Source organism: Caenibacillus caldisaponilyticus, from assembly GCF_002003465.1.
GTDB lineage: Bacteria > Bacillota > Bacilli > Bacillales > Sporolactobacillaceae > Caenibacillus > Caenibacillus caldisaponilyticus.
The window spans coordinates 1-19,478 of sequence record NZ_BDDQ01000038.1 but is presented as its reverse complement, the minus strand read 5'-3'; the positions used below and the strand labels follow the sequence as shown (position 1 = coordinate 19,478).

The 19,478-nt window shown below is 52.6% G+C and carries 29 protein-coding genes and 1 pseudogene; 3 read left to right on the top strand and 27 right to left on the bottom strand.

Going from position 1 to position 19,478, the window contains the following annotated elements; translation table 11 throughout:
- Positions 1-244: pseudogene (locus CCB157_RS17650) on the top strand (ISNCY family transposase); the annotation flags it as partial.
- A gap of 210 nt (positions 245-454) precedes the next feature.
- On the opposite strand, the gene CCB157_RS11620 reads toward CCB157_RS17650, so the two are convergent.
- A complete protein-coding gene (locus CCB157_RS11620) occupies positions 455-661 on the bottom strand; it encodes a hypothetical protein (protein WP_077616057.1) in 207 nt (68 codons plus the stop codon).
- Positions 662-946: 285 nt separating this feature from the next.
- On the opposite strand from CCB157_RS11620, the gene CCB157_RS11615 reads away from it, so the two are divergent.
- Positions 947-1,705 (top strand): polysaccharide deacetylase family protein, encoded by a 759-nt coding sequence (locus CCB157_RS11615; RefSeq protein WP_238594692.1) that lies wholly within the window; start codon positions 947-949, stop codon positions 1,703-1,705.
- Between the two features lie 98 nt (positions 1,706-1,803).
- Here CCB157_RS11615 and CCB157_RS11610 read toward each other — a convergent pair whose 3' ends face one another.
- Positions 1,804-2,388, bottom strand: coding sequence for a KinB-signaling pathway activation protein (locus CCB157_RS11610; RefSeq protein ID WP_077616056.1), 585 nt, complete (start codon positions 2,386-2,388; stop codon positions 1,804-1,806).
- 141 nt (positions 2,389-2,529) lie between these two features.
- Between CCB157_RS11610 and gerD the strand changes: the two genes are divergently transcribed.
- Positions 2,530-3,153, top strand: a complete 624-nt coding sequence (gene gerD / locus CCB157_RS11605) for a spore germination lipoprotein GerD (RefSeq protein WP_077616055.1) — start codon at positions 2,530-2,532, stop codon at positions 3,151-3,153.
- Between the two features lie 428 nt (positions 3,154-3,581).
- Here the strand turns inward: gerD and salA are convergent, their stop codons facing one another.
- The 25 genes from salA to rpsH form a co-directional block, all read right to left on the bottom strand.
- On the bottom strand, positions 3,582-4,628 hold the full coding sequence (salA, locus tag CCB157_RS11600) for an iron-sulfur carrier protein/transcriptional regulator SalA (protein ID WP_077616054.1): 1,047 nt from the start codon (positions 4,626-4,628) through the stop codon (positions 3,582-3,584).
- Positions 4,629-4,752: 124 nt separating this feature from the next.
- Positions 4,753-5,466, bottom strand: coding sequence for an N-acetylmuramoyl-L-alanine amidase CwlD (gene cwlD, locus CCB157_RS11595; protein ID WP_077616053.1), 714 nt, complete (start codon positions 5,464-5,466; stop codon positions 4,753-4,755).
- Positions 5,467-5,758: 292 nt separating this feature from the next.
- Positions 5,759-6,196 (bottom strand): DUF2521 family protein, encoded by a 438-nt coding sequence (locus CCB157_RS11590; protein ID WP_077616052.1) that lies wholly within the window; start codon positions 6,194-6,196, stop codon positions 5,759-5,761.
- Between the two features lie 160 nt (positions 6,197-6,356).
- The gene (gene rpsI, locus CCB157_RS11585) at positions 6,357-6,749 is read right to left on the bottom strand and encodes a 30S ribosomal protein S9 (RefSeq protein ID WP_077616051.1); all 393 of its coding nucleotides are present in this window, start codon (positions 6,747-6,749) and stop codon (positions 6,357-6,359) included.
- Between the two features lie 19 nt (positions 6,750-6,768).
- Positions 6,769-7,206, bottom strand: coding sequence for a 50S ribosomal protein L13 (gene rplM, locus CCB157_RS11580; RefSeq protein WP_077616050.1), 438 nt, complete (start codon positions 7,204-7,206; stop codon positions 6,769-6,771).
- Positions 7,207-7,444: 238 nt separating this feature from the next.
- Positions 7,445-8,182, bottom strand: a complete 738-nt coding sequence (truA, locus tag CCB157_RS11575; protein ID WP_077616049.1) for a tRNA pseudouridine(38-40) synthase TruA — start codon at positions 8,180-8,182, stop codon at positions 7,445-7,447.
- A gap of 4 nt (positions 8,183-8,186) precedes the next feature.
- The gene (locus tag CCB157_RS11570; protein ID WP_077616048.1) at positions 8,187-8,978 is read right to left on the bottom strand and encodes an energy-coupling factor transporter transmembrane component T family protein; all 792 of its coding nucleotides are present in this window, start codon (positions 8,976-8,978) and stop codon (positions 8,187-8,189) included.
- Positions 8,969-9,847 (bottom strand): energy-coupling factor ABC transporter ATP-binding protein, encoded by an 879-nt coding sequence (locus CCB157_RS11565; protein WP_077616059.1) that lies wholly within the window; start codon positions 9,845-9,847, stop codon positions 8,969-8,971. The genes CCB157_RS11570 and CCB157_RS11565 overlap by 10 nt, the downstream gene beginning before the upstream one ends.
- A complete protein-coding gene (locus CCB157_RS11560; protein ID WP_077616047.1) occupies positions 9,823-10,668 on the bottom strand; it encodes an energy-coupling factor ABC transporter ATP-binding protein in 846 nt (281 codons plus the stop codon). Before CCB157_RS11560 ends, CCB157_RS11565 begins: the two co-directional genes overlap by 25 nt.
- A 148-nt stretch (positions 10,669-10,816) precedes the next feature.
- Complete coding sequence (rplQ, locus tag CCB157_RS11555; protein ID WP_077616046.1) at positions 10,817-11,179, bottom strand: 50S ribosomal protein L17; 363 nt, start codon at positions 11,177-11,179, stop codon at positions 10,817-10,819.
- A gap of 66 nt (positions 11,180-11,245) precedes the next feature.
- Positions 11,246-12,190, bottom strand: a complete 945-nt coding sequence (locus tag CCB157_RS11550) for a DNA-directed RNA polymerase subunit alpha (protein WP_077616045.1) — start codon at positions 12,188-12,190, stop codon at positions 11,246-11,248.
- Positions 12,191-12,345: 155 nt separating this feature from the next.
- Positions 12,346-12,741 (bottom strand): 30S ribosomal protein S11, encoded by a 396-nt coding sequence (rpsK, locus tag CCB157_RS11545; RefSeq protein WP_077616044.1) that lies wholly within the window; start codon positions 12,739-12,741, stop codon positions 12,346-12,348.
- 18 nt (positions 12,742-12,759) lie between these two features.
- On the bottom strand, positions 12,760-13,125 hold the full coding sequence (gene rpsM / locus CCB157_RS11540) for a 30S ribosomal protein S13 (protein WP_077616043.1): 366 nt from the start codon (positions 13,123-13,125) through the stop codon (positions 12,760-12,762).
- A gap of 21 nt (positions 13,126-13,146) precedes the next feature.
- Positions 13,147-13,260 carry a 50S ribosomal protein L36 gene (rpmJ, locus tag CCB157_RS11535; RefSeq protein ID WP_077616042.1) on the bottom strand — a complete coding sequence of 38 codons (114 nt, stop codon included), beginning with the start codon at positions 13,258-13,260 and terminating at the stop codon, positions 13,147-13,149.
- A gap of 32 nt (positions 13,261-13,292) precedes the next feature.
- Complete coding sequence (gene infA / locus CCB157_RS11530) at positions 13,293-13,511, bottom strand: translation initiation factor IF-1 (protein ID WP_077616041.1); 219 nt, start codon at positions 13,509-13,511, stop codon at positions 13,293-13,295.
- Complete coding sequence (locus tag CCB157_RS11525) at positions 13,504-13,827, bottom strand: KOW domain-containing RNA-binding protein (RefSeq protein WP_077616040.1); 324 nt, start codon at positions 13,825-13,827, stop codon at positions 13,504-13,506. Before CCB157_RS11525 ends, infA begins: the two co-directional genes overlap by 8 nt.
- Before the next feature lie 17 nt (positions 13,828-13,844).
- The gene (gene map / locus CCB157_RS11520) at positions 13,845-14,591 is read right to left on the bottom strand and encodes a type I methionyl aminopeptidase (protein WP_077616039.1); all 747 of its coding nucleotides are present in this window, start codon (positions 14,589-14,591) and stop codon (positions 13,845-13,847) included.
- Complete coding sequence (locus tag CCB157_RS11515; RefSeq protein WP_077616038.1) at positions 14,588-15,241, bottom strand: adenylate kinase; 654 nt, start codon at positions 15,239-15,241, stop codon at positions 14,588-14,590. Before CCB157_RS11515 ends, map begins: the two co-directional genes overlap by 4 nt.
- A gap of 108 nt (positions 15,242-15,349) precedes the next feature.
- On the bottom strand, positions 15,350-16,639 hold the full coding sequence (secY, locus tag CCB157_RS11510) for a preprotein translocase subunit SecY (RefSeq protein ID WP_077616037.1): 1,290 nt from the start codon (positions 16,637-16,639) through the stop codon (positions 15,350-15,352).
- Entirely contained in the window at positions 16,639-17,079 is a 441-nt protein-coding gene (gene rplO / locus CCB157_RS11505) for a 50S ribosomal protein L15 (RefSeq protein WP_077616036.1), read from the bottom strand. The genes secY and rplO overlap by 1 nt, the downstream gene beginning before the upstream one ends.
- A 242-nt stretch (positions 17,080-17,321) precedes the next feature.
- On the bottom strand, positions 17,322-17,510 hold the full coding sequence (rpmD, locus tag CCB157_RS11500) for a 50S ribosomal protein L30 (RefSeq protein ID WP_077616035.1): 189 nt from the start codon (positions 17,508-17,510) through the stop codon (positions 17,322-17,324).
- Positions 17,511-17,523: 13 nt separating this feature from the next.
- Complete coding sequence (rpsE, locus tag CCB157_RS11495) at positions 17,524-18,024, bottom strand: 30S ribosomal protein S5 (RefSeq protein ID WP_077616034.1); 501 nt, start codon at positions 18,022-18,024, stop codon at positions 17,524-17,526.
- Between the two features lie 18 nt (positions 18,025-18,042).
- Positions 18,043-18,405: a 50S ribosomal protein L18 gene (rplR, locus tag CCB157_RS11490; protein WP_077616033.1), complete on the bottom strand. Its 363-nt coding sequence runs from the start codon at positions 18,403-18,405 to the stop codon at positions 18,043-18,045.
- 25 nt (positions 18,406-18,430) lie between these two features.
- Complete coding sequence (rplF, locus tag CCB157_RS11485) at positions 18,431-18,970, bottom strand: 50S ribosomal protein L6 (protein ID WP_077616032.1); 540 nt, start codon at positions 18,968-18,970, stop codon at positions 18,431-18,433.
- Positions 18,971-18,997: 27 nt separating this feature from the next.
- On the bottom strand, positions 18,998-19,396 hold the full coding sequence (gene rpsH / locus CCB157_RS11480; RefSeq protein WP_077616031.1) for a 30S ribosomal protein S8: 399 nt from the start codon (positions 19,394-19,396) through the stop codon (positions 18,998-19,000).
- Positions 19,397-19,478 lie beyond the last annotated feature (82 nt).

Below are 19,478 nucleotides of genomic sequence, written 5' to 3'. Positions count from 1 at the left end.
CCMAAATTCCAGTCCAACCATTCCGGCCAAAACGCCGGTGGAAGTCCGAAAAACGCTGGATGGCAGACTGTTTGTCTGGTACAAAGGTAAGCCCTACCCCTTGATGGAAGCAACCCGGAACAAAGCGGCAAAAACTCCTGAAAAGAAAAAGGAGAGCTCAGAAAAGAAATCGTACAAGCCAGGACCTGATCATCCTTGGCGCAAATATAGGCCCACGAATTCAAAGGAACTGAAACCGGCTTGAATGAACTGAGGTCAAAGTAAATATATCAGTGACATATTCACTGACGCGTTAGTATGACATTTTCACTGACGCTTGACACCCGTTACACGGGTTTCACCTTTTGGATTTATCGCCTGTGCCGTGATGCGTTATATATAATAGCAAGGTTGGCCGACTTCGTCAACGGTTTTTTAGGATTCCTTTTTATGGTAATTTTTGCTTCTGTTGCGCTCATTTCCGCAAGTATTTAATATACTCCCGCTCAGAAGAAAACCGTTTTAACAAGCCGAACAACATTTTATATCGCTCGTTTATGGCGCGATACACCACGCCGTGCAGATTCGGATCATCAAGGCTTTCTTTCAAGGTTTCCATTTCCTTTTTAATCAAAAAAGACAGCTCTTCCACTTCCAGATCACTAAACAAAGCGCCTAGCATCGAGCATCCTCCCCACGGGCCTCGCTTGGCGAAACATTCACCTTCATTCCGGCTCGCTTTTTTTAATATGAACCGTTTCCTCGAAAATAATCATTCGCTCAGCGCGGGAAACACCCGCCGCGTCGGAACCCCCTGAGCGCAGAGCATCCTCGCCGTCAAGGTATCCATCCGGGCATTTTACCACCATCTCCGGATGCTTATCGCTTCCCGCACCGGGCGCGGACCGGCATATCTCGTCCCAAAGTTTAATAAGATGATACAAATCGTTTGCGGGAGGCGTCCTCAGTGCATTTTTTTTGGATGATTGACGGCCGGAAAATCAAGAAATTGGTGTTCATCCTCATCGCCGCGTTTTTCGCGGCGCTCGTCGCGTACGTGCAGAATCAAGAAGTCGCCGTGTTTTCAACGGCGGAAGGCCCTCGTGCCCTGTCAAAAGTGACGACCAATAAACCGCAAATCGCCTTGACGTTTGACATCGGTTGGGGAGATATACGTTTAGAATACATATTGGATGTTTTGGAAAAGGAAAAGGTGAAGGCGACGTTTTTTATCTCGGGCGAATGGGCGGATCGCCATAAAGACTGGGTGGAAAAACTGAAGGAAGAGGGGTATGAAATCGCTTCGCACGGGATGAGCCACCACCCCTATACGGCTTTGGAGCCCAATGAGATGCGGCAGGACATGATTTCCGCTCGGGAAGCGATCAAAAAAGCGGGTGGCGGCATCCCCAAATTTTTGCGTCCGCCTGAAGGGTTAATAAATGAACGGGCGTTAAAGACGGCCGATGCCTTGAACGAGCAGGTCATTTTATGGAGCGTCGATCCCCAGGACTGGACCAACCCGGGTTATGACCGCATCGCCGAATACGTCGTCAAGCATGCGGAAAAAGGGGCGATCATTCGCTTGCATGCGTCCGATTCCGCCAAACAAACGGCACGGGCGCTGCCGCTGATCATCCGGAGCCTGCGGGACAAGGGCTATTCCTTTGTGACGTTGACGACTCTCATATCGGACGCCGATATCAAAATCAAACTGATTCAATAAAGACGCCCGATGATTCGGCCGCCGCCTGTCCTCTTCAATGCCATCGTCATTTCCAAAAAATTGGATCGTGAACGACGCCCCTTCACAAAAAACGTCGGTCATTTTTGCGCGATTAAGCGGTGCAGCGTCAATACTTGATAGGCGTTGCAGGCCATGAGCGTCAAGCCGATTTCCCAAATGATGGCGGAATCGCTTTGGGTGAGACCGACCAACCATTCGATGGTTGTGACGACGAACATCAAAAAAAACGTCGGAATGTAAGCGTGGCGGTTCGTCTCTCGCTTCTTCACCTCGCTGACCGCCAGCGAAACGAAAAGCAAGACAACCGGTATTATAAAATACGTCCAGAGGGCACCGCCGAAAGCCGTGTATCTGAAATAAATGAGATCGAAAAAGGCGAACGCGATCAAAACGACTTGCACCATGCTCCAATACGAACGAAAGATGCCGAGACCGATGCGATGTACCGTCAAGTAAGCGAAAAAGCCCATCTGGCTGATCACGCTGAACATGCCGCCAAAAATAATGAAATTGGCAAACGTAAATAATACGCCTTTGATGTCACCGGTTGAAAAATAACGGGATATGCCGTTCCATTCGGCGATGGCGCCGATAATGAAATAAACGGCGATACCGATGCCTAACGTTCTGAAAAAAAGCCTGACCCATTTGGCAATATTCACCGAACATCCCCCAATTCGTTTTGCCCATCACCGATTTTACCAATGGTTTTCGGAAAAAGCCAACATTTCTTAAGACCGCATAAATAGAATCTAAACACGCAAATTAATAGTATCAGCGAAAGCCAAAAAGGGGGGAGCCGCTTGTTCAAAACCTGGCGTCTTTTCGCGTTGATCGCCGTCGGGTGGCTCGCGGCCGTCGGTTGTTCGAACCATTCTTCATCACAGGGCACAACGACCGATTACCAAACGACGAAAAAAATGGTCGTAGACATGTTAAAAAGCGATGACGGCAAAAATGCGATTAAGGAAATATTGAACGACGAGGCTTTCAAACAACAACTCGTCATCGATCAAGAATTGGTCAAACGGACGATCACGCAAACCATGACCTCCGAGGAGGGCAAAAAATTTTGGGACGAACGCCTTAAAAACCCCGAATTCTCGCGGGCGTTGGCCAAAACCATGATGGCAAACAACGAAGCGTTGCTCAAAAAACTGATCAATGATCCGGACTATCAAAAAATGATGATGAACCTTTTTAAAGCGCCGAACATGGAACGAGAATATCTCGATCTGTTGAAAACCCAACCGTTTCGGGCGCAAATACGCCAAAACATTCTCGAGGCCGTGGACAGCCCTCTGTTTTCCGCAAAACTGACGGAAGCTTTGAATAAAGCGCTCGATGAACAGCTGAAAAAAAACCGGGGCAACAACGGACAGCCGGGAGGCATGAACGCCGGGAGCGGAGGAAGCGGCGGGATGTAAAGGCCTCCGGCGGGCGGGCCCCGCCTTCCTTTTTTCCATACCGAAAACAAAACCGCGGGGCATCGAGGCCGTTACCCCACGCTCCCGGATGACGCGCCGCCACAAAGAAACCAGGCACATGAATGAAAGAAGAAACTTCGCGACAGCGATTCACCGCATAATAACAAAACGGACGCCCCATGATCCCATGTGACGTCCTGGCTCCACAAAGAGGTGTTCCCGGCATGCGTGTGCCGGGAACTTTTTAAGAGTGAATCCGAAGTCAAAGGTATAACATCGGTGCCAACTAAAGTCCCGCTTCTCTTCTTTCGAATTCCCCAATACAAATGTCAAAGGACCTAAGTGCGGTCGTGATCGCGAACACACAATGGGGGTGCCGCACTAAAATATCGGTCATTGCATAACCCATGCCGAACCATAGCGCGCGGTCATTGTTCAAGTTTTTTCACGATCTTGCCGGCGATATCCAGATAAATTTGTCCAATCTCATGGTCGCCGGCGTACACGGACGGCGCGAAGACGCCCGGCTTTTCTTCGGGCTGGCCCAACGGAATTTGGCCGAGCAGTTCCACATTCAACACTTTGGCCAATTTTTCGCCGCCGCCTTTGCCGAACACGTATTCTTTTTCCCCGGTCTTTTTGCTGACGAAATAGGACATATTTTCAATGACGCCGATGATTTCATGCTCGGTTTTCAGCGCCATCGCTCCCGCCCGCGCCGCAACAAAAGCGGCGGTGGCATGCGGCGTGGTCACAATGATCTCCTTGCAATGCGGAATCATGGAATGGACGTCCATGGCGACGTCGCCCGTTCCCGGCGGGAGATCGAGAATCAAGTAATCGAGTTCGCCCCAATCGACTTCGCTGAAGAAATTGTTCAACATTTTGCCGAGCATCGGCCCCCGCCAAATCACCGGCGAATTGTCCTCCACGAAAAAGCCCATGGACATGACTTTCACGCCGAAGCGGTCGACCGGGAGAATGCGCTTGTTCACCACTTTCGGGCGGTTTTCAATCCCCATCATATCCGGAACGCTGAAGCCGTAGATGTCGGCATCGAGAATTCCGACCTTTTTCCCTAAACGCGTCAAAGCGACGGCGAGGTTGACCGAAACCGTCGATTTCCCGACGCCGCCCTTGCCACTGGCGACGGCGATAAAAATGGTTTTGCTCGCTTTCGATAAAATTTGCGGCCCGCTTTCGGGAATGCCGCCCAGCTTGTCCAATTCTTCGTCAGACAGTTGTTCAAAGCGCAGGCCGACCGATTCCGCCCCGTTTTGTTTCAACCGGTTGACGATTTCTTGTTGAACGCGCATTTGTTCCGGAGTGCGCGTCTTCGCCAAGGCGATTTTCAGGCTCACCAATTTGTCGGTTATTTTAATGTCGCGAATGGCGTTGGTTTCCGCAAAGGTTTTATGTAAATGAGGATCTTCGACGGTTTTTAATATATCAATGACCTGCTCTTTCGTTAGCATTGAGGGGCCTCCTTAACACGTTGGAATACACTTACAGTATAACAAACCGCGCAGGAATTTGCTTGAAAACGGATCAACCGCCGGTTCCTTAAACGGCGGTTTTTGCGGCCAAGGGCCGTTCGCTTTACGATCGCGGCGGTTTTTCCTTCGTGTAGAAGCGCATGACGCCTTGATAGATCGCTTCGGCGATTTTCTTTTGATACGATTTTTTCGTGAGTAGCTCTCTTTCGGCGTCATTTGATAAAAAACCGACCTCAACCAAGGCGGAGGGCGCATCAATGGTTTTCAGCAAGTACAGATGTTCGATCGATTTCGCCCTTCTTTCCGTATTGCCGAGTTCTTTCCGCAAAGAATCCTGGATAAACGCTGCCAGCCGCCGATTTTTGTCCGATTTCGGATGGTAAAAGGTTTGCGCGCCCCGCCATCGGCCGGAAGGCACCGCGTTCACATGAATGCTAATAAAAAGATCGGCGTCCGAACCTTCAACTTTTTTGGCCCGCCGTTTCAAATCTTGGGTTTTCCGGCGGCTTAAGCCTTTCAACTCGGAATCCGCCAGATCTCGGTCGGATTCCCGCGTCATGATGACGAGCGCCCCCGCCTGTTGCAAATAATCGCGAACTTCATTAGCGATGGACAGCGTCGCATCTTTTTCGACGACGGACCCGTTTTCGGCCCCTCCGTCCGGTCCGCCGTGGCCGGCATCGATGGCGATGATCTGGCCGGCCAACGGCAAATGCCAATTCGTCCATGAGTGCCGGGTGATGATTTGATAATTTAAAATCAATATCAATAACAAGGCGCCGAGGACAATGATCGCTTTTTTGACTCGCGTCCGCATGGCCGTTCCCTCCGTCCTTGAGCCCGTTTCATCTATATTGATATATATGGGACGAGGCCAAAAGATATGTGCGCAAGGCGGAGAACGATGAACGGAGCGCCGTGCGGAGGGCTTTGTCACTCACGAAGCGGCGGGCGATCGGTGGTGAAGATCTTGGACGGTGACGCACGGCATTTCCCGACGCCGATGCTGTAAACCCGTGCTGATGAAAAACGGGATCCGGGTGCCAAAGGCGCCGGTGCCGGTCACCCGGCTTGCCGCCATGCCTGGCCGGATTGCGCCGCCGGACCGGTTAATGCATGCGCAAGCGATAACGGCGAACCGTGTGTTCAAACCCTTCCTTCCACCAATAAGCCATATAGGCTTCACATGCTTTTAAAAGCGATTCGGACGGGAGATCATCGGCATCAAACCAAAACAGCCAAAAATCAAACAGGTCGTTGACCAGATTTTTCATCCGCGCCTCGCTTCTCATATAGGCCACTTCGGCGGGCTCTCCGTAATAGCCGAACCGGCCGTAAGAAGAACCGAGCAGATAGGCTTCGATCGCGTAATCCTGGCACATGTCGAAGATCGTCTGCCTGTAAGGCGCATAGGGATGGAGGAAAAAAGCGAAATGCTCTTCAATGCGTTTATCGATGTCGGAAACGGTTAAATCGCGCAAGGCTTTTTTTTCAAAATCGAGCTGTTTATGGCGGTATTTCTCGTGAAAACTCATCACCGTGCCCATTAGCAATCCCTCCTTTACGCATAGCTTTTACATCCACGGTGACCGCATGCAGACACCTTTTTCCATGGACGATCCCGGATCGGATCGGCAAAAGGCAAAAAAAATAACCCGGATTAAAATTCCGGGTTTGACGTTCAATAAGGTATAACCTTCAGCCAGATTAACGTTTCGAGAATTGCGGGGCGCGACGAGCCGCTTTGAGGCCATATTTCTTCCGTTCCTTCATGCGCGGGTCGCGGGTGAGGAAACCGGCGCGCTTCAGAATCGGACGATAATCGGGATCGGCTTGCAATAAAGCGCGCGCGATGCCGTGGCGAATGGCCCCGGCTTGACCGCTGAATCCACCGCCATGCACGTTGACGATGACGTCGTATTTACCTTCGGTTTCCGTTTCAACGAGCGGTTGTTTAATGATTTTTTTCAGCGTTTCTAAATTCATGTATTCATTAATGTCGCGTTTGTTGATCACGATTTTGCCGTCGCCCGGGACGAGGCGGACGCGTGCGACGGAGCTTTTGCGACGACCGGTTCCGTAGTATTGCACCTGTGCCAACTGAATCCCTCCTTATCGATTAACCCTTCAGTTGATAAACTTCCGGTTTTTGCGCTTGATGCGGATGCGTGCTACCCGCATACACGTGCAATTTTTTCCCCATTTTGCGTCCGAGGCGATTGTGGGGAAGCATGCCTTTAATGGTCCGTTCCAGGAGTTCGCGCGGGTATTTTTCGCGCATTTCCAAGGCGGTCCGCACTCTCAAGCCGCCGGGATATCCGCTGTGGTTGTAATATTTTTTATTGGTCAATTTTTTGCCGGTAAATTGCACTTTGTCGGCGTTAATGATGATGACGTGATCGCCGGTATCGACATGTGGAGTATAAATGGGCTTATGTTTGCCGCGCAGAATAGCGGCCACTTCGCTCGCCAAGCGACCGATTGTTTGGCCTTCCGCATCGATGACATACCACTTGCGCTCGACATCTTGAGGTCTTGCCATATATGTGGTGCGCACGATGGTTCCCTCCTTAATAAAAAACTTCGTGTCATGTGCCGTAAAGATCGCACGGATTTTTCAACAACCCAAGTCGTTGTCAAAATCAAAAGAAAAAAGCGAGAATTTCCATTGAAAATCCATCTATTGTTACGGGGCTAATAGTGGTCTTCATAGAAATGCCAAATAATAATATATAACACACAACAAGCGATGTCAAGCGCCTGTCGGGCGGAAAAACCCCGGCATGCCACGCTATTCAGTAATCGACGCGCCACAAATACAAGCCATGCGCCGGAGCGGTTTCGAAGGCTCTACGGCGGTCGCGGGCCTCAAGAATCGCACGGATCTCCTCGGGGGGCACGTGGCCTTTGCCGACTTCCAATAAATTGCCGACGATAATCCGCACCATGTTGTAAAGAAAGCCGTTCCCGACGATGCGCACGACGACTTCATCCGCGTCCCTCAGGATTTCAAGCTCATAAATGGTCCGGACTTTATTCTTGACGTTCGATCCCGCCGCACAAAAAGAAGAAAAATCATGGGTGCCGACGAGATACGCCGCACCGCGCCGCATCGCGTCGAGATCGAGCGCCTCCGGAACGTGCCAAGTGTAATGGCGCCGAAACAGATCGGGGGTTTCGCGATGCAACAGGCGGTAGCGGTACTCCTTTCTTTTCACGTCGTACCGGGCATGAAAATTCGCCGGCACGATTTCCGCTTTAACGGCGCGCACATCATCGGGCAGCAAGGCGTTCAAGGCTTTCGTCCAATTGGTTTCGGGGATGGTCAGCGGGCTGTCAAAATGAATGACCTGGCCGACGGCATGCACGCCCGCATCGGTCCGCCCCGACGGCGTGACGCGCACGCTTTGGCCCTTGTGCATTTTCGACAGGCACCGCTCGATTTCGCCTTGAACGGTCCGTCCGTTCGGCTGGATTTGAAACCCGGAAAACGCCGTCCCGTCGTAACTGATCGTCACTTTCAAACGCGGCACGGCATCACCCCCTTAAGAACACGAGCGCGGCGGTCAACAGGGCAATGCTTGCCAACAAGACGGTGTCGCGGGTTTGCCATTGCAGAAGCCGCCATTTCGTGCGGCCGACGTCGCCCCTGTATCCGCGGGCTTCCATGGCCATGGCGAGTTCTTCGGCCCGCTTAAAAGCGCCGACAAAAAGCGGTACCAAAAGCGGCACGATCGCTTTCGCCCGCTTCACGAGCGAACCGGACGAAAACTCCGCGCCCCGGGCCGTTTGTGCCTTCATGATTTTTTCGGTCTCCTCGACGAGCGTCGGAATGAAGCGAAGCGCGATCGCCATCATCAAGGCAAATTCATGAACGGGAAACCGCAATTTTTTCAGCGGCGAAAGCAGTTGTTCCAGCCCGTCGGTGATGTCGATCGGCGTCGTCGTCAAGGTCAACAACGTCGTGGCGACGATGAGAACCAAAAGGCGGATGGAAATAAACACCGCTTGAATGAAACCGGCGGACGTCAGCTCCAGCCATCCGAATTTGAAAAGGGCCGGGCCTTGATGGGTAAAAAGCGCGTTGAGCACGAAAGTGAAGACGATGAGAAACAGCACCGGCTTGAGCCCCCGGACGATGTAGCGCAACGGCACGTTCGACAACGCGACGCCGCTGGCGGTGAAGACGGCGAGCAACGCGTACGTCGGCCAATTGTTCGCCAAAAACACGATGATGACGTAAAGAAACACGCCGATGAGCTTCGCCCGCGGGTCCAGGCGGTGGATGACGGACGATCTCGGCACGTATTGACCGATGATCAGCTCCATGACGGCCCCCCCTCCCTGTTTAAAAAGCGGGTCACGATCTCGGCCGTTTGCTCGACCGTGAACGCGGGTTCGGACAGAACTTCTCCCGAGCGGGCGCCGAGGCGTTGGAGGAAGCGCATCGGTTCGGGAATGTCCAGCCCCAGCGACCTCAGGAGATCTGTGCGGGTAAAGACCGCTTCCGGCCGGTCCTTCATCACCATTCGGCCGTGATCCATGACGATGATCTCATCGGAGAGCCGGGCGGCATCATCCATGCTGTGGGTCACCATCACCGTGGTGATCCCTTTTTCCCTGTGGAGCCGGGCGAACAAGTTTAAGATGTCCCGCCGCGCCCGAGGGTCGAGCCCGGCCGTCGGCTCATCCAATATGATGACTTCGGGGTGAAGCGCCAGGACGCCGGCGATCGCGACGCGCCGCATCTGTCCCCCGCTCAAATCAAAGGGAGAGCGGCTCAGAAAAGAAAGCGGCAAACCGACGAGCTCCAAGGCTTCCCGGGCGCGCACTTTCGCTTCTTCCAACGGCACACCGAAATTGAGCGGGCCGAAACAGATGTCTTTTTCCACCGTCTCCTCGAACAATTGATGTTCAGGATATTGGAAAACCATGCCGACCCGTTGTCTCAAAGCCTTCAAATCCTTGTTTTTTGCGCCCGCGGCGATGGTGATATCTCCGACGATGACCTCGCCTTTGGTCGGTTTCAACAAACCGTTGAAGTGTTGGATTAACGTGGATTTGCCTGAACCCGTATGGCCGATGATCGAGACGAAAGCGCCGGATGGAATCGTGAAATCAACGTCATCCAACGCCAAGCGTTCAAACGGCGTATTCGGTTGGTAAATATGCGTCAAGTGACGGACTTTAATTTCCACAGTTCCTCCACCAATTCCTCTTGCAAAAAGACATCGCCCGGCAAAGGGATGCCTTTTTGAACAAGATGTTCCCGCAAGTTGACGGCAAACGGCAAATCCAAGCCCAAATCCAACAACACTTTCGGATGTTTGAAAATCTCCCGCGGCGCGCCGGCTTGGACGACGCTACCCCGCTCCATGACGATGACGCGGTCGGCGCCCGCGACTTCTTCGAGATCATGGGTAATCGAGATTACCGTAATATCCTTTTCTTGTTTTAAACGGCGCATGACGGCGAGGACATCGCTTCGCCCCTTCGGATCCAACATGGACGTCGCCTCGTCCAAAACGATGATGGCGGGCTGCAGCGCGATGATACCGGCGATCGCCACGCGCTGCTTTTGGCCGCCTGACAAACGATGCGGTTCACGATCGGCGCTGTCGGACATGCCGACGAGCGCCAGCGCTTCTTCCATGCGGACGATCATCTCATCGCGGGGAATGCCGTGATTTTCCATGCCGAAGGCGACATCGTCGCGCACGGTCGTTCCGACAAATTGGTTATCCGGGTTTTGGAACACCATCCCGACAAGGCGCCTGATTTCCCATAATGCCTCGCCGTCCGACGTATCGCGGCCGGCCACCTTGACCGATCCTTCTTGGGGAATGTATAAGCCGTTCAAACATTTGGCGAGCGTCGATTTGCCCGAGCCATTGTGCCCGATGATCGCCAGCCATTCCCCGGCGTAGACGTCCATGTTCACGTTTTCGAGCGCCCAATCGGAATCATCGGCATAGCGGAACGATAGGCCGCGGACTTCGATGATCTTTTCTTTCCTCATCTCTTCTCCTCTCCCCCACTGCGGCATATCACTCGATCTCTTCTCGCCTCATCTCTCTCCTCTCGGCAAAACGGAGCCAACATGCAAAAAAAAGGGCATAGAAGCCTAGGCTCATAACCCGCTTTGCCCTTTTTTTCTTTATTTCTCTTTATACAAATTCGATGATGGCCCGTTCCGCATTGTCGCCGCGGCGCGTACCCAATTTTAAAATACGGGTGTAACCGCCTTGGCGTTCCGCATAACGCGGTCCGACTTCATCGAACAGCTTTTGCAACGCTTTTTTGCCCGTTTCGGCATCGGCGACTTCATTGCGGACGAATCGAGCCGCTTGGCGACGGGCATGCAAATCGCCGCGTTTAGCCAACGTGACGAGTTTTTCAACGATCGGGCGAAGCTCTTTCGCCTTCGCATGCGTCGTTACGATTCTTTCATTGATGATGAGATCGGTCGCCAAGTCGCGGAATAACGCTTTACGAGCGGCCGTATTACGGCCCAACTTCGCGTATGCCATCGCTTGAACCCTCCTTCTTGAAGTCTGAATTTCTTTTTTGCGCAAAAAAGAAAGTCGGGTGGGTGATTACTCTTCTTTTTTAAGGCTGAGGCCAAGTTCGGCGAGTTTTTCTTGAACTTCCTCAAGCGATTTGCGCCCGAGATTCCGGACTTTCATCATGTCTTCTTCGGTTTTCTGCGTCAATTCTTGAACGGTATTGATTCCGGCCCGTTTCAAACAGTTGTAGGAGCGCACGGAAAGATCGAGCTCTTCGATCGTCATTTCGAGCACTTTTTCTTTTTGGTCTTCTTCTTTTTCGACCATGATTTCCGCATTCTGAGCTTGATCCGTCAAACCGACGAAAATGTTGAGATGTTCGGTAAGGATTTTCGCACCCAATGAAACAGCTTCTTCCGGTCTGATGCTCCCGTCAGTCCAAACATCGAGGGTTAATTTATCATAATTGGTCACTTGACCGACACGCGTGTTTTCCACTTGATAATTGACCTTGGAGACCGGCGTGTAGATCGAATCGATCGGGATGACGCCGATCGGCATGTCGTCCCTTTTATTGGCTTCGGCCGGCACATAGCCGCGGCCTTTTCTGGCGGTCATCCTGATGTGGAGACGCGTGTCGCCCGAAAGCGTCGCGATGACGAGATCCGGATTCAAAATTTCCACGTCACTGTCATGAATGATGTCCGCTGCAGTGACGACCCCTTCCCTTTGAACATCGATTTCCAACGTCTTCTCTTCGTCGGAATATATTTTCATCGCGAGGTTTTTAATGTTGAGGATGATCGCCGTCACATCCTCAACGACCCCATCGATCGTCGTGAATTCGTGAAGCACGTTATCGATTTGGACAGATGTCACAGCGGCACCCGGGAGGGAAGAGAGCAGAATACGGCGCAGGGAATTGCCCAAGGTCGTCCCGTATCCGCGTTCCAACGGTTCGACAACAAATTTGCCGTACGTTGCATCGTCGCTGATTTCAACCGTTTCGATCCTCGGCTTTTCGATTTCAATCATTCAACTAAACCCTCCTTCTAACGTCGAAATCCCGGCGCGAGACCGCGGGGGATTTCCCGCAATGCTAATGGGTGGGCGGTATGAGCTTCATGAAAAAGCTGTTTCATTCCTTCGCATATAATACCCATTATGGACAAGTGCGACGGTTTTTAACCTTACACGCGGCGACGTTTCGGAGGACGGCATCCGTTGTGGGGAACAGGGGTGACGTCGCGGATCGCCGTCACTTCCAAACCGACCGCTTGGAGGGCTCGGATGGCGGCTTCACGTCCGGCGCCCGGACCTTTTACCTCCACTTCAACGGTTTTCATGCCGTGTTCCATCGCGGCTTTGCCGGCCGCTTCAGCTGCCGTTTGCGCGGCATAAGGAGTCGATTTACGGGAACCTTTAAAGCCCAGCGCCCCAGCGCTCGCCCATGTAATCGCATTGCCTTGAGGGTCAGTAATCGTGACGATCGTGTTGTTGAACGTCGAGCGGATGTGCGCGATGCCGCTCTCAATGTGCTTTTTCACGCGGCGTTTGCGGCCGCGGGTATCTTTCGCTTTAGCCATCTACACACAGAACCTCCTTTATTTTTTCTTGTTCGCAATCGTACGGCGCGGGCCTTTTCTCGTGCGCGCATTGTTCTTCGTGTTTTGTCCACGAACCGGAAGACCGCGGCGGTGACGGATGCCACGATAGCAGCCGATCTCGATCAAGCGTTTGATGTTGAGGGAAACTTCGCGGCGCAGGTCGCCTTCGACTTTATATTTATCAACTTGTTCGCGAATGCGGCCGAGTTCTTCTTCCGTGAGATCACGGACTCTCGTATCTTCAGAAACGCCCGCATCCTTCAAGATTTTTTGTGCCGTCGATTTGCCGATGCCGTAAATATAGGTCAACGAGATGACAACGCGTTTGTCCCGCGGGATATCAATGCCTGCAATGCGTGCCAATTGAGTGCACCTCCTTGTAGATTAACCTTGTTTTTGCTTATGTTTCGGGTTTTCGCAAATCACCATGACCGTGCCTTTTCGGCGAACGACTTTGCATTTTTCGCAAATCGGTTTAACCGATGGTCTCACTTTCATTTGTAAAACCTCCTTGTGCGAGGCGCGTCCGCTCACTTGTGCCGATAAGTGATGCGCCCGCGTGTTAAGTCATACGGAGACAATTCCACCGTCACTTTATCGCCGGGTAAAATGCGAATGTAGTGCATTCGAATTTTACCGGATACATGGGCCAAAATCTTGTGGCCATTTTCCAATTCGACGCGGAACATCGCGTTCGGCAACGGCTCGACGACGGTACCTTCCACTTCAATGACGTCTTCTTTAGCCATCGATCGAATCACCCTCCTTCAGGCCATTGACTTGTTCTTCCAGAAACTTTGCGATCGCAAAGCGAAGTTTGCCGTTTGTGACTTTACCGGTCTCGGCGAGACTGTTCTTGACTTCAGTCGATACGTAAGGTTGAAGTTCCAGGTGATGAATATTTTTCTTCTTTGGCCGGTCAAATTTTCGCTTGTCACCGTCGGCGACTTCAACAAAACGACTGTCCAACACTCTTACAATGACACAGTACTTTCCAGCATCCCTACCCTTTAATACACGGGCGATCTGCCCGGGTATAGGTACCCGGTCGGATTGACTGTCCAATCAATCATCACCTTCGCTTAAGGCTTCGTTAAAATTTCATAACCGTCTTCGGTGACCGCCACCGTATGCTCGAAATGCGCGGAGAGCTTTCCGTCCGCCGTGCGGACCGTCCAGCCGTCATCCATAAGGACGATGTGCCTCGATCCGGCGGTCGTCATCGGTTCGACCGCAAGGACCATGCCGGGCTTCAGCCGGAGCCCTTTACCGGGCGGTCCATAATTGGGCACGTCCGGATCTTCGTGCAAATGGCGGCCGATGCCGTGACCGACCATTTCGCGGATCACGGAAAAACCCGCCCTTTCGACACATGTTTGGATGGCGTGAGAAATGTTTGACAGCCGCGCATCGGGTCGGATTTGCTCCAATCCGACATACAGCGCCTTTTCGGTGACCGCGAGCAACCTTTTCGCTTCATCGGAGATTTGTCCGACGGGGTAAGTCCATGCCGAGTCGGCGTGATAGCCGTTGTATTGGGCACCGATGTCAATGCTGATCACATCGCCCTCTTGCAAAACCCGTTTTCCGGGGATGCCGTGGACGACTTCTTCGGACACCGACGTACAGATGCTCGCCGTAAAGCCATCATAGCCTTTAAAAGAGGGGACGGCGCCCATGCTGCGTATCAGTCGTTCGGCCATGCTGTCAAGTTCTGCGGTTGTCACGCCCGGCTCAATGACCTTTTGCAATTCCCGGAGAGTCAAAGCGACGATTCGACCGGCTTCCCTCATCGCTTCGAGTTCACGCTTCGTCTTCCGTATGATCACGCGGACAGACTCCCGAGAATGTTCTCGATGGAAGCGAACACGTCATCGATGGGCTGATTCCCGTCGATTTCTTTCAAACAACCTTTCGCCTTGTAAAAGTCCAAGAGCGGTTGTTGTTGTTGTTCGTTGACTTCCAATCGCGTTTTGACCGTTTCCGGCCGGTCGTCTTTTCTGTGCGTAAGTTCGCCGCCGCACTTGTCACAAACGCCTTCTTGTTTTGGCGGGTTTAGTTTAATGTGATAAGTCGCTCCGCATTGACCGCACACCCGCCGGCCTGTTAAACGTTCCATGAGGCGGTCGCGGTCAACATTTATATAAAGGACCGCATCGATCCGGCGATCCGTTTCAGCCAAAAGATCGTCGAGTGCTTCCGCTTGGGCCGTCGTTCTCGGAAAGCCGTCAAGCAGGAAGCCGCCGCGGCAATCTGCTTTGCCCAACCGTTCGCGGACAATACCAACTGTCACATGATCCGGGACGAGTTCGCCGGCATCTATATACGATTTTGCCTGCTTCCCGAGTTCCGTGCCTTCTTTGATGGCCGAGCGAAACATGTCGCCCGTCGAGATGTGCGGCAATCCGTATTTTGCAACGATCCGTTCAGCCTGCGTACCTTTTCCGGCGCCCGGCAGTCCCATTAAAATGAGGTTCATCATAACCCTCCATATTCCATGAAACCAATCTGGCCAAGCCGGCACCATCCGAATTCTTCCGCGGTAACATCCCGTCTCACCTTTAAAGGCTTTGCGGAAGCTTTCGCGTTACCGTCTGATAAAGCCGCGGTAATGCCGTTTCACCAACTGGCTTTCGATGCGTTTCATGATATCGAGTGCCACACCGGTGACAATGAGTAGGCTAGTGCCCCCGATGCGGATGTTCGCCGGCAGATTGCCGATATCGACGAACAACATCGGCAAGATCGCAATGATCGCCAAAAAGATGGAGCCGACGAAAGTCAACCGGTACAGAATCTTAGTGATATATTTTTCCGTGTTCTTGCCCGGTCGAATGCCCGGAATGTAACCGCCTTGTTTCTTAAGGTTATCGGCCATTTTTTCCGGATTGACCTGTACGAACGTATAGAAGTACGTAAAAGCGATGATCAACAACGCATAGATCACCATGCCGGTCGCGGTCGTGTAGTCAAAGGTTCTGATGATCCATCTCGTCACCGCGTTTTCATGGAAAAAGCTGGCAATGGTCTGCGGGGTGACGATCAACGAAATCGCAAAGATGACCGGAATAACCCCTGCGGCATTGACCTTGATCGGCAAGTGCGTCGATTCACCGCCGATGACTTGGCGTCCAACCGTGACCCGTTTCGCGTATTGAATCGGAATGCGCCGTACGGCCTGCTGGACGTAGATCGTGACGACGATAATCGCAACGATGACGGCGAGAACGACCAAAAAGTAGACAAACACGAGAAAGAGGTTGTCGGCATTTTCGACTTTTTGCGCATAAACCTGGTTGAGTTGGGTCGGGATTCGCGCGATGATGCCGGCGAAAATGATGACGGAAATGCCGTTGCCGACCCCGTAGGCCGTGATTTGTTCACCGAGCCACATGAGGAAGGCCGTGCCGGCGGTCAACACGAGCGCGATGAGCAAGTAAGTCGATATGCTCGGATCTTCAATCAACCCGGGAAATTGTCGGTTAAATCCGTAGGAAATCCCGATCGCTTCGATGAATCCCAGGATGATCGTCCCGTAACGGGTAACTTGGGCGAGCTTTCTCCTTCCCATCTCCCCTTGTTTCGACCATTCCGTAAACTTCGGCACGACATCCATCTGCAACAGTTGGACGATGATGGACGCCGTGATGTACGGCATGACCCCCATGGAGAGGATGGAGAAGTTTTGCAGCGCCCCGCCGCCGAAAGTATTCAAAAAGCCGAAAACCTGGTTATTGCTGAAATTGATGACGTCGCTGTTCACGCCCGGCACAGGGATGAACGTACCGATGCGGAAAACGACGAACATGAGCAGGGTGAAGAGCACCTTGCGACGAATGTCACCCACGCGCAAAATATTGGAGATTGTCTCGAACATCAGATCACCTCGGCTTGACCGCCTGCGGCTTCAATCGCTTCCTTGGCTTTCGCCGAGAACTTGTGCGCTTTAACCGTCAGTTTGCGCTCCAATTGGCCTTCGCCAAGGATTTTAACGCCGTCTTTCACCTTGCGGATGACGCGCTCTTGAAGCAAGAGTTCCGGAGTAATTTCCGTTCCGTCAGCAAAGCGATTCAACGTTTCGAGATTAACAATGGCGTATTCTTTACGGGTCGGATTTTTAAATCCGCGTTTCGGCAACCGTTGGATCAACGGCATTTGTCCGCCTTCAAAGCCCGGACGCACGCCGCCGCCCGAACGCGCTTTTTGACCTTTTTGGCCACGGCCGGATGTTTTGCCGAGCCCGGAGCCGCTTCCCCGACCCACGCGTTTCCGCTCTTTACGCGCGCCTTCCGCAGGCTTCAATTCATGCAGTTTCATGTCGGCACCTCCTAATGGTTCAGATTTCTCACCAGTGACCGCCGTGCATCAATCCGCCTCGCACCCGGAGCGGCTTAAGGACGCCGTCCGAAAACATGAAAGCGCGGCGAAAAGCGAAAGGCGATCTTGGCCGTTTAACTTAGATTGGGCGCTTCTCTATATAATTCGCCCTGTTTTTCCGTTTTCCTTGCCAATAGACCGTTCTTATATATCGGCGGGACTCTCGCCTTCGTCCCCCGGTGTTACTCGTCGATTTCTCTCACTTTGACGAGGTGCTGTACTTTCTTAATCATGCCGCGTATGGCGGGGTTGTCGTTTTGGACTACGGTGTGATGCGGTTTGCGCAGGCCAAGCGTCCTCACGGTCACGCGTTGGCTTTTCGGGCGACCGATCACACTGCGGGTGAGGGTGATCTCCAGTTTTTTAGCCATGGCTATCCCTCCCTTATCCTAACAGTTCTTCGATCGTTTTTCCACGCAACCGAGCCACATCTTCGGCACGCTTCAAGCTTTTCAATCCTTCAACCGTTGCGCGCACCATGTTGATCGGGTTGTTCGAACCTAAAGATTTCGACAGGATGTCGCCGACTCCCGCGAGTTCAAGCACGGCACGGACGGGACCTCCGGCGATGATACCCGTACCTTCCGAAGCGGGTTTCAGCAAAACTTTGCCGGCGCCGTATTTGCCGATCACTTCATGCGGAATGGTCGTGTTGACGATCGGAACGTTGATCATGTTTTTCTTCGCGTCTTCAACGGCTTTGCGGATCGCTTCCGGCACTTCTTGGGCTTTGCCGGTGCCGAAACCGACGTTGCCTTTTTTGTCGCCGACGACGACGAGGGCGGCGAAACGGAAGCGACGGCCGCCTTTGACAACTTTAGCGACGCGGTTGATGGAAACAAGGCGTTCTTCTAATTCGGATTTATTTCGCTCACGGTGTTGCAATGAGTTCCCCTCCTTATATTAGAATTCCAGTCCTTTTTCACGGGCGGCATCGGCGAGCGCCTTCACTCGGCCGTGGTAGAGATAACCGCCGCGGTCAAAAACGACTTTGGTAAAACCTTTTTCCAGGGCGCGCTCAGCAATCGCCGCGCCGACTTTTTTCGCGGCTTCTACGTCGCTGCCTTTTTCCAGACCGAGGGATTTGTCGAGGCTGGAGGCCGACGCGAGCGTCACGCCTTTTTCATCGTCGATCAATTGGGCGTAAATGTGTTTATTCGAACGGAACACGTTCAGGCGCGGGCGTTCCGGCGTGCCGAAAACGCGACGGCGCACGTGTTTATGCCGTTTTTTGCGAATGGCGTTTTTATCCGGTTTGGTGATCAATGCGATTCACTCCTTTCCGCGAGCATTACTTACCGGTCTTGCCTTCCTTGCGGCGGACGTTTTCGCCTTCGTAGCGTATGCCTTTACCCTTATAGGGTTCCGGAGGACGCACGGAGCGAATGTTGGCGGCCACCGCACCGACGCGTTCTTTGTTGATGCCTTTGACGATCACTTTGTTGTTGCCTTCCACGTCGATTTCGATGCCGTCTTCCGGAACGATTTCAACCGGATGAGAATAGCCCACGTTCAAGACCAATTTATTGCCTGACTTTTGCGCGCGGTAGCCGACGCCGACGAGCTCGAGGCGTTTTTCATAGCCTTTCGTCACGCCTTCGACCATGTTTTTGATCAGGCTCGACGTCGTTCCGTGCAGCGAGCGGTGCAGTTTGGAATCGCTCGGGCGTTCGACTCGGACGACATTGTCCTCCAAGATAATCTTCATGTCCGGATGAAAGGTGTAGGTCAGTTCCCCTTTGGGGCCCTTGACGGTCACCTTGTTGTTTTCTTCGATCGTAACCGTAACATCATTCGGGATCACTGTGGGTTTTAAGCCAACTCGAGACATCGTGACACCTCCATTCCATGTCAAGTATTACCAAACGTATGCGATGACTTCGCCGCCCACTTTTTGAGCTCTCGCTTCTTTATCCGTCAAAATGCCTTTGGAAGTGGACACAATCGCGATGCCGAGTCCTCCGAGAACGCGAGGAAGCTCGTCCGCTTTTGCGTATACCCGCAGGCCCGGTTTGCTGATCCGTTTCAAGCCCGTAATGACGCGTTCTTTATTCGGCCCGTATTTCAGGAAAATGCGAATAATGCCCTGCTTATTGTCTTCGATGTATTCATAGTCTTTAATGAAGCCTTCGCGCTTCAGGATTTCGGCGATTTCCCTTTTGACCCTAGAACCCGGCACTTCAAGCGATTCGTGGCGCACGTTGTTCGCATTTCTGATGCGAGTCAGCATATCTGCAATCGGGTCTGTCATAACCATTCCAATGACCTCCTTCCCTCAAACAGGGGTTTACCAGCTGGCTTTTTTCACACCCGGAATTTGGCCTTTATAAGCCAATTCG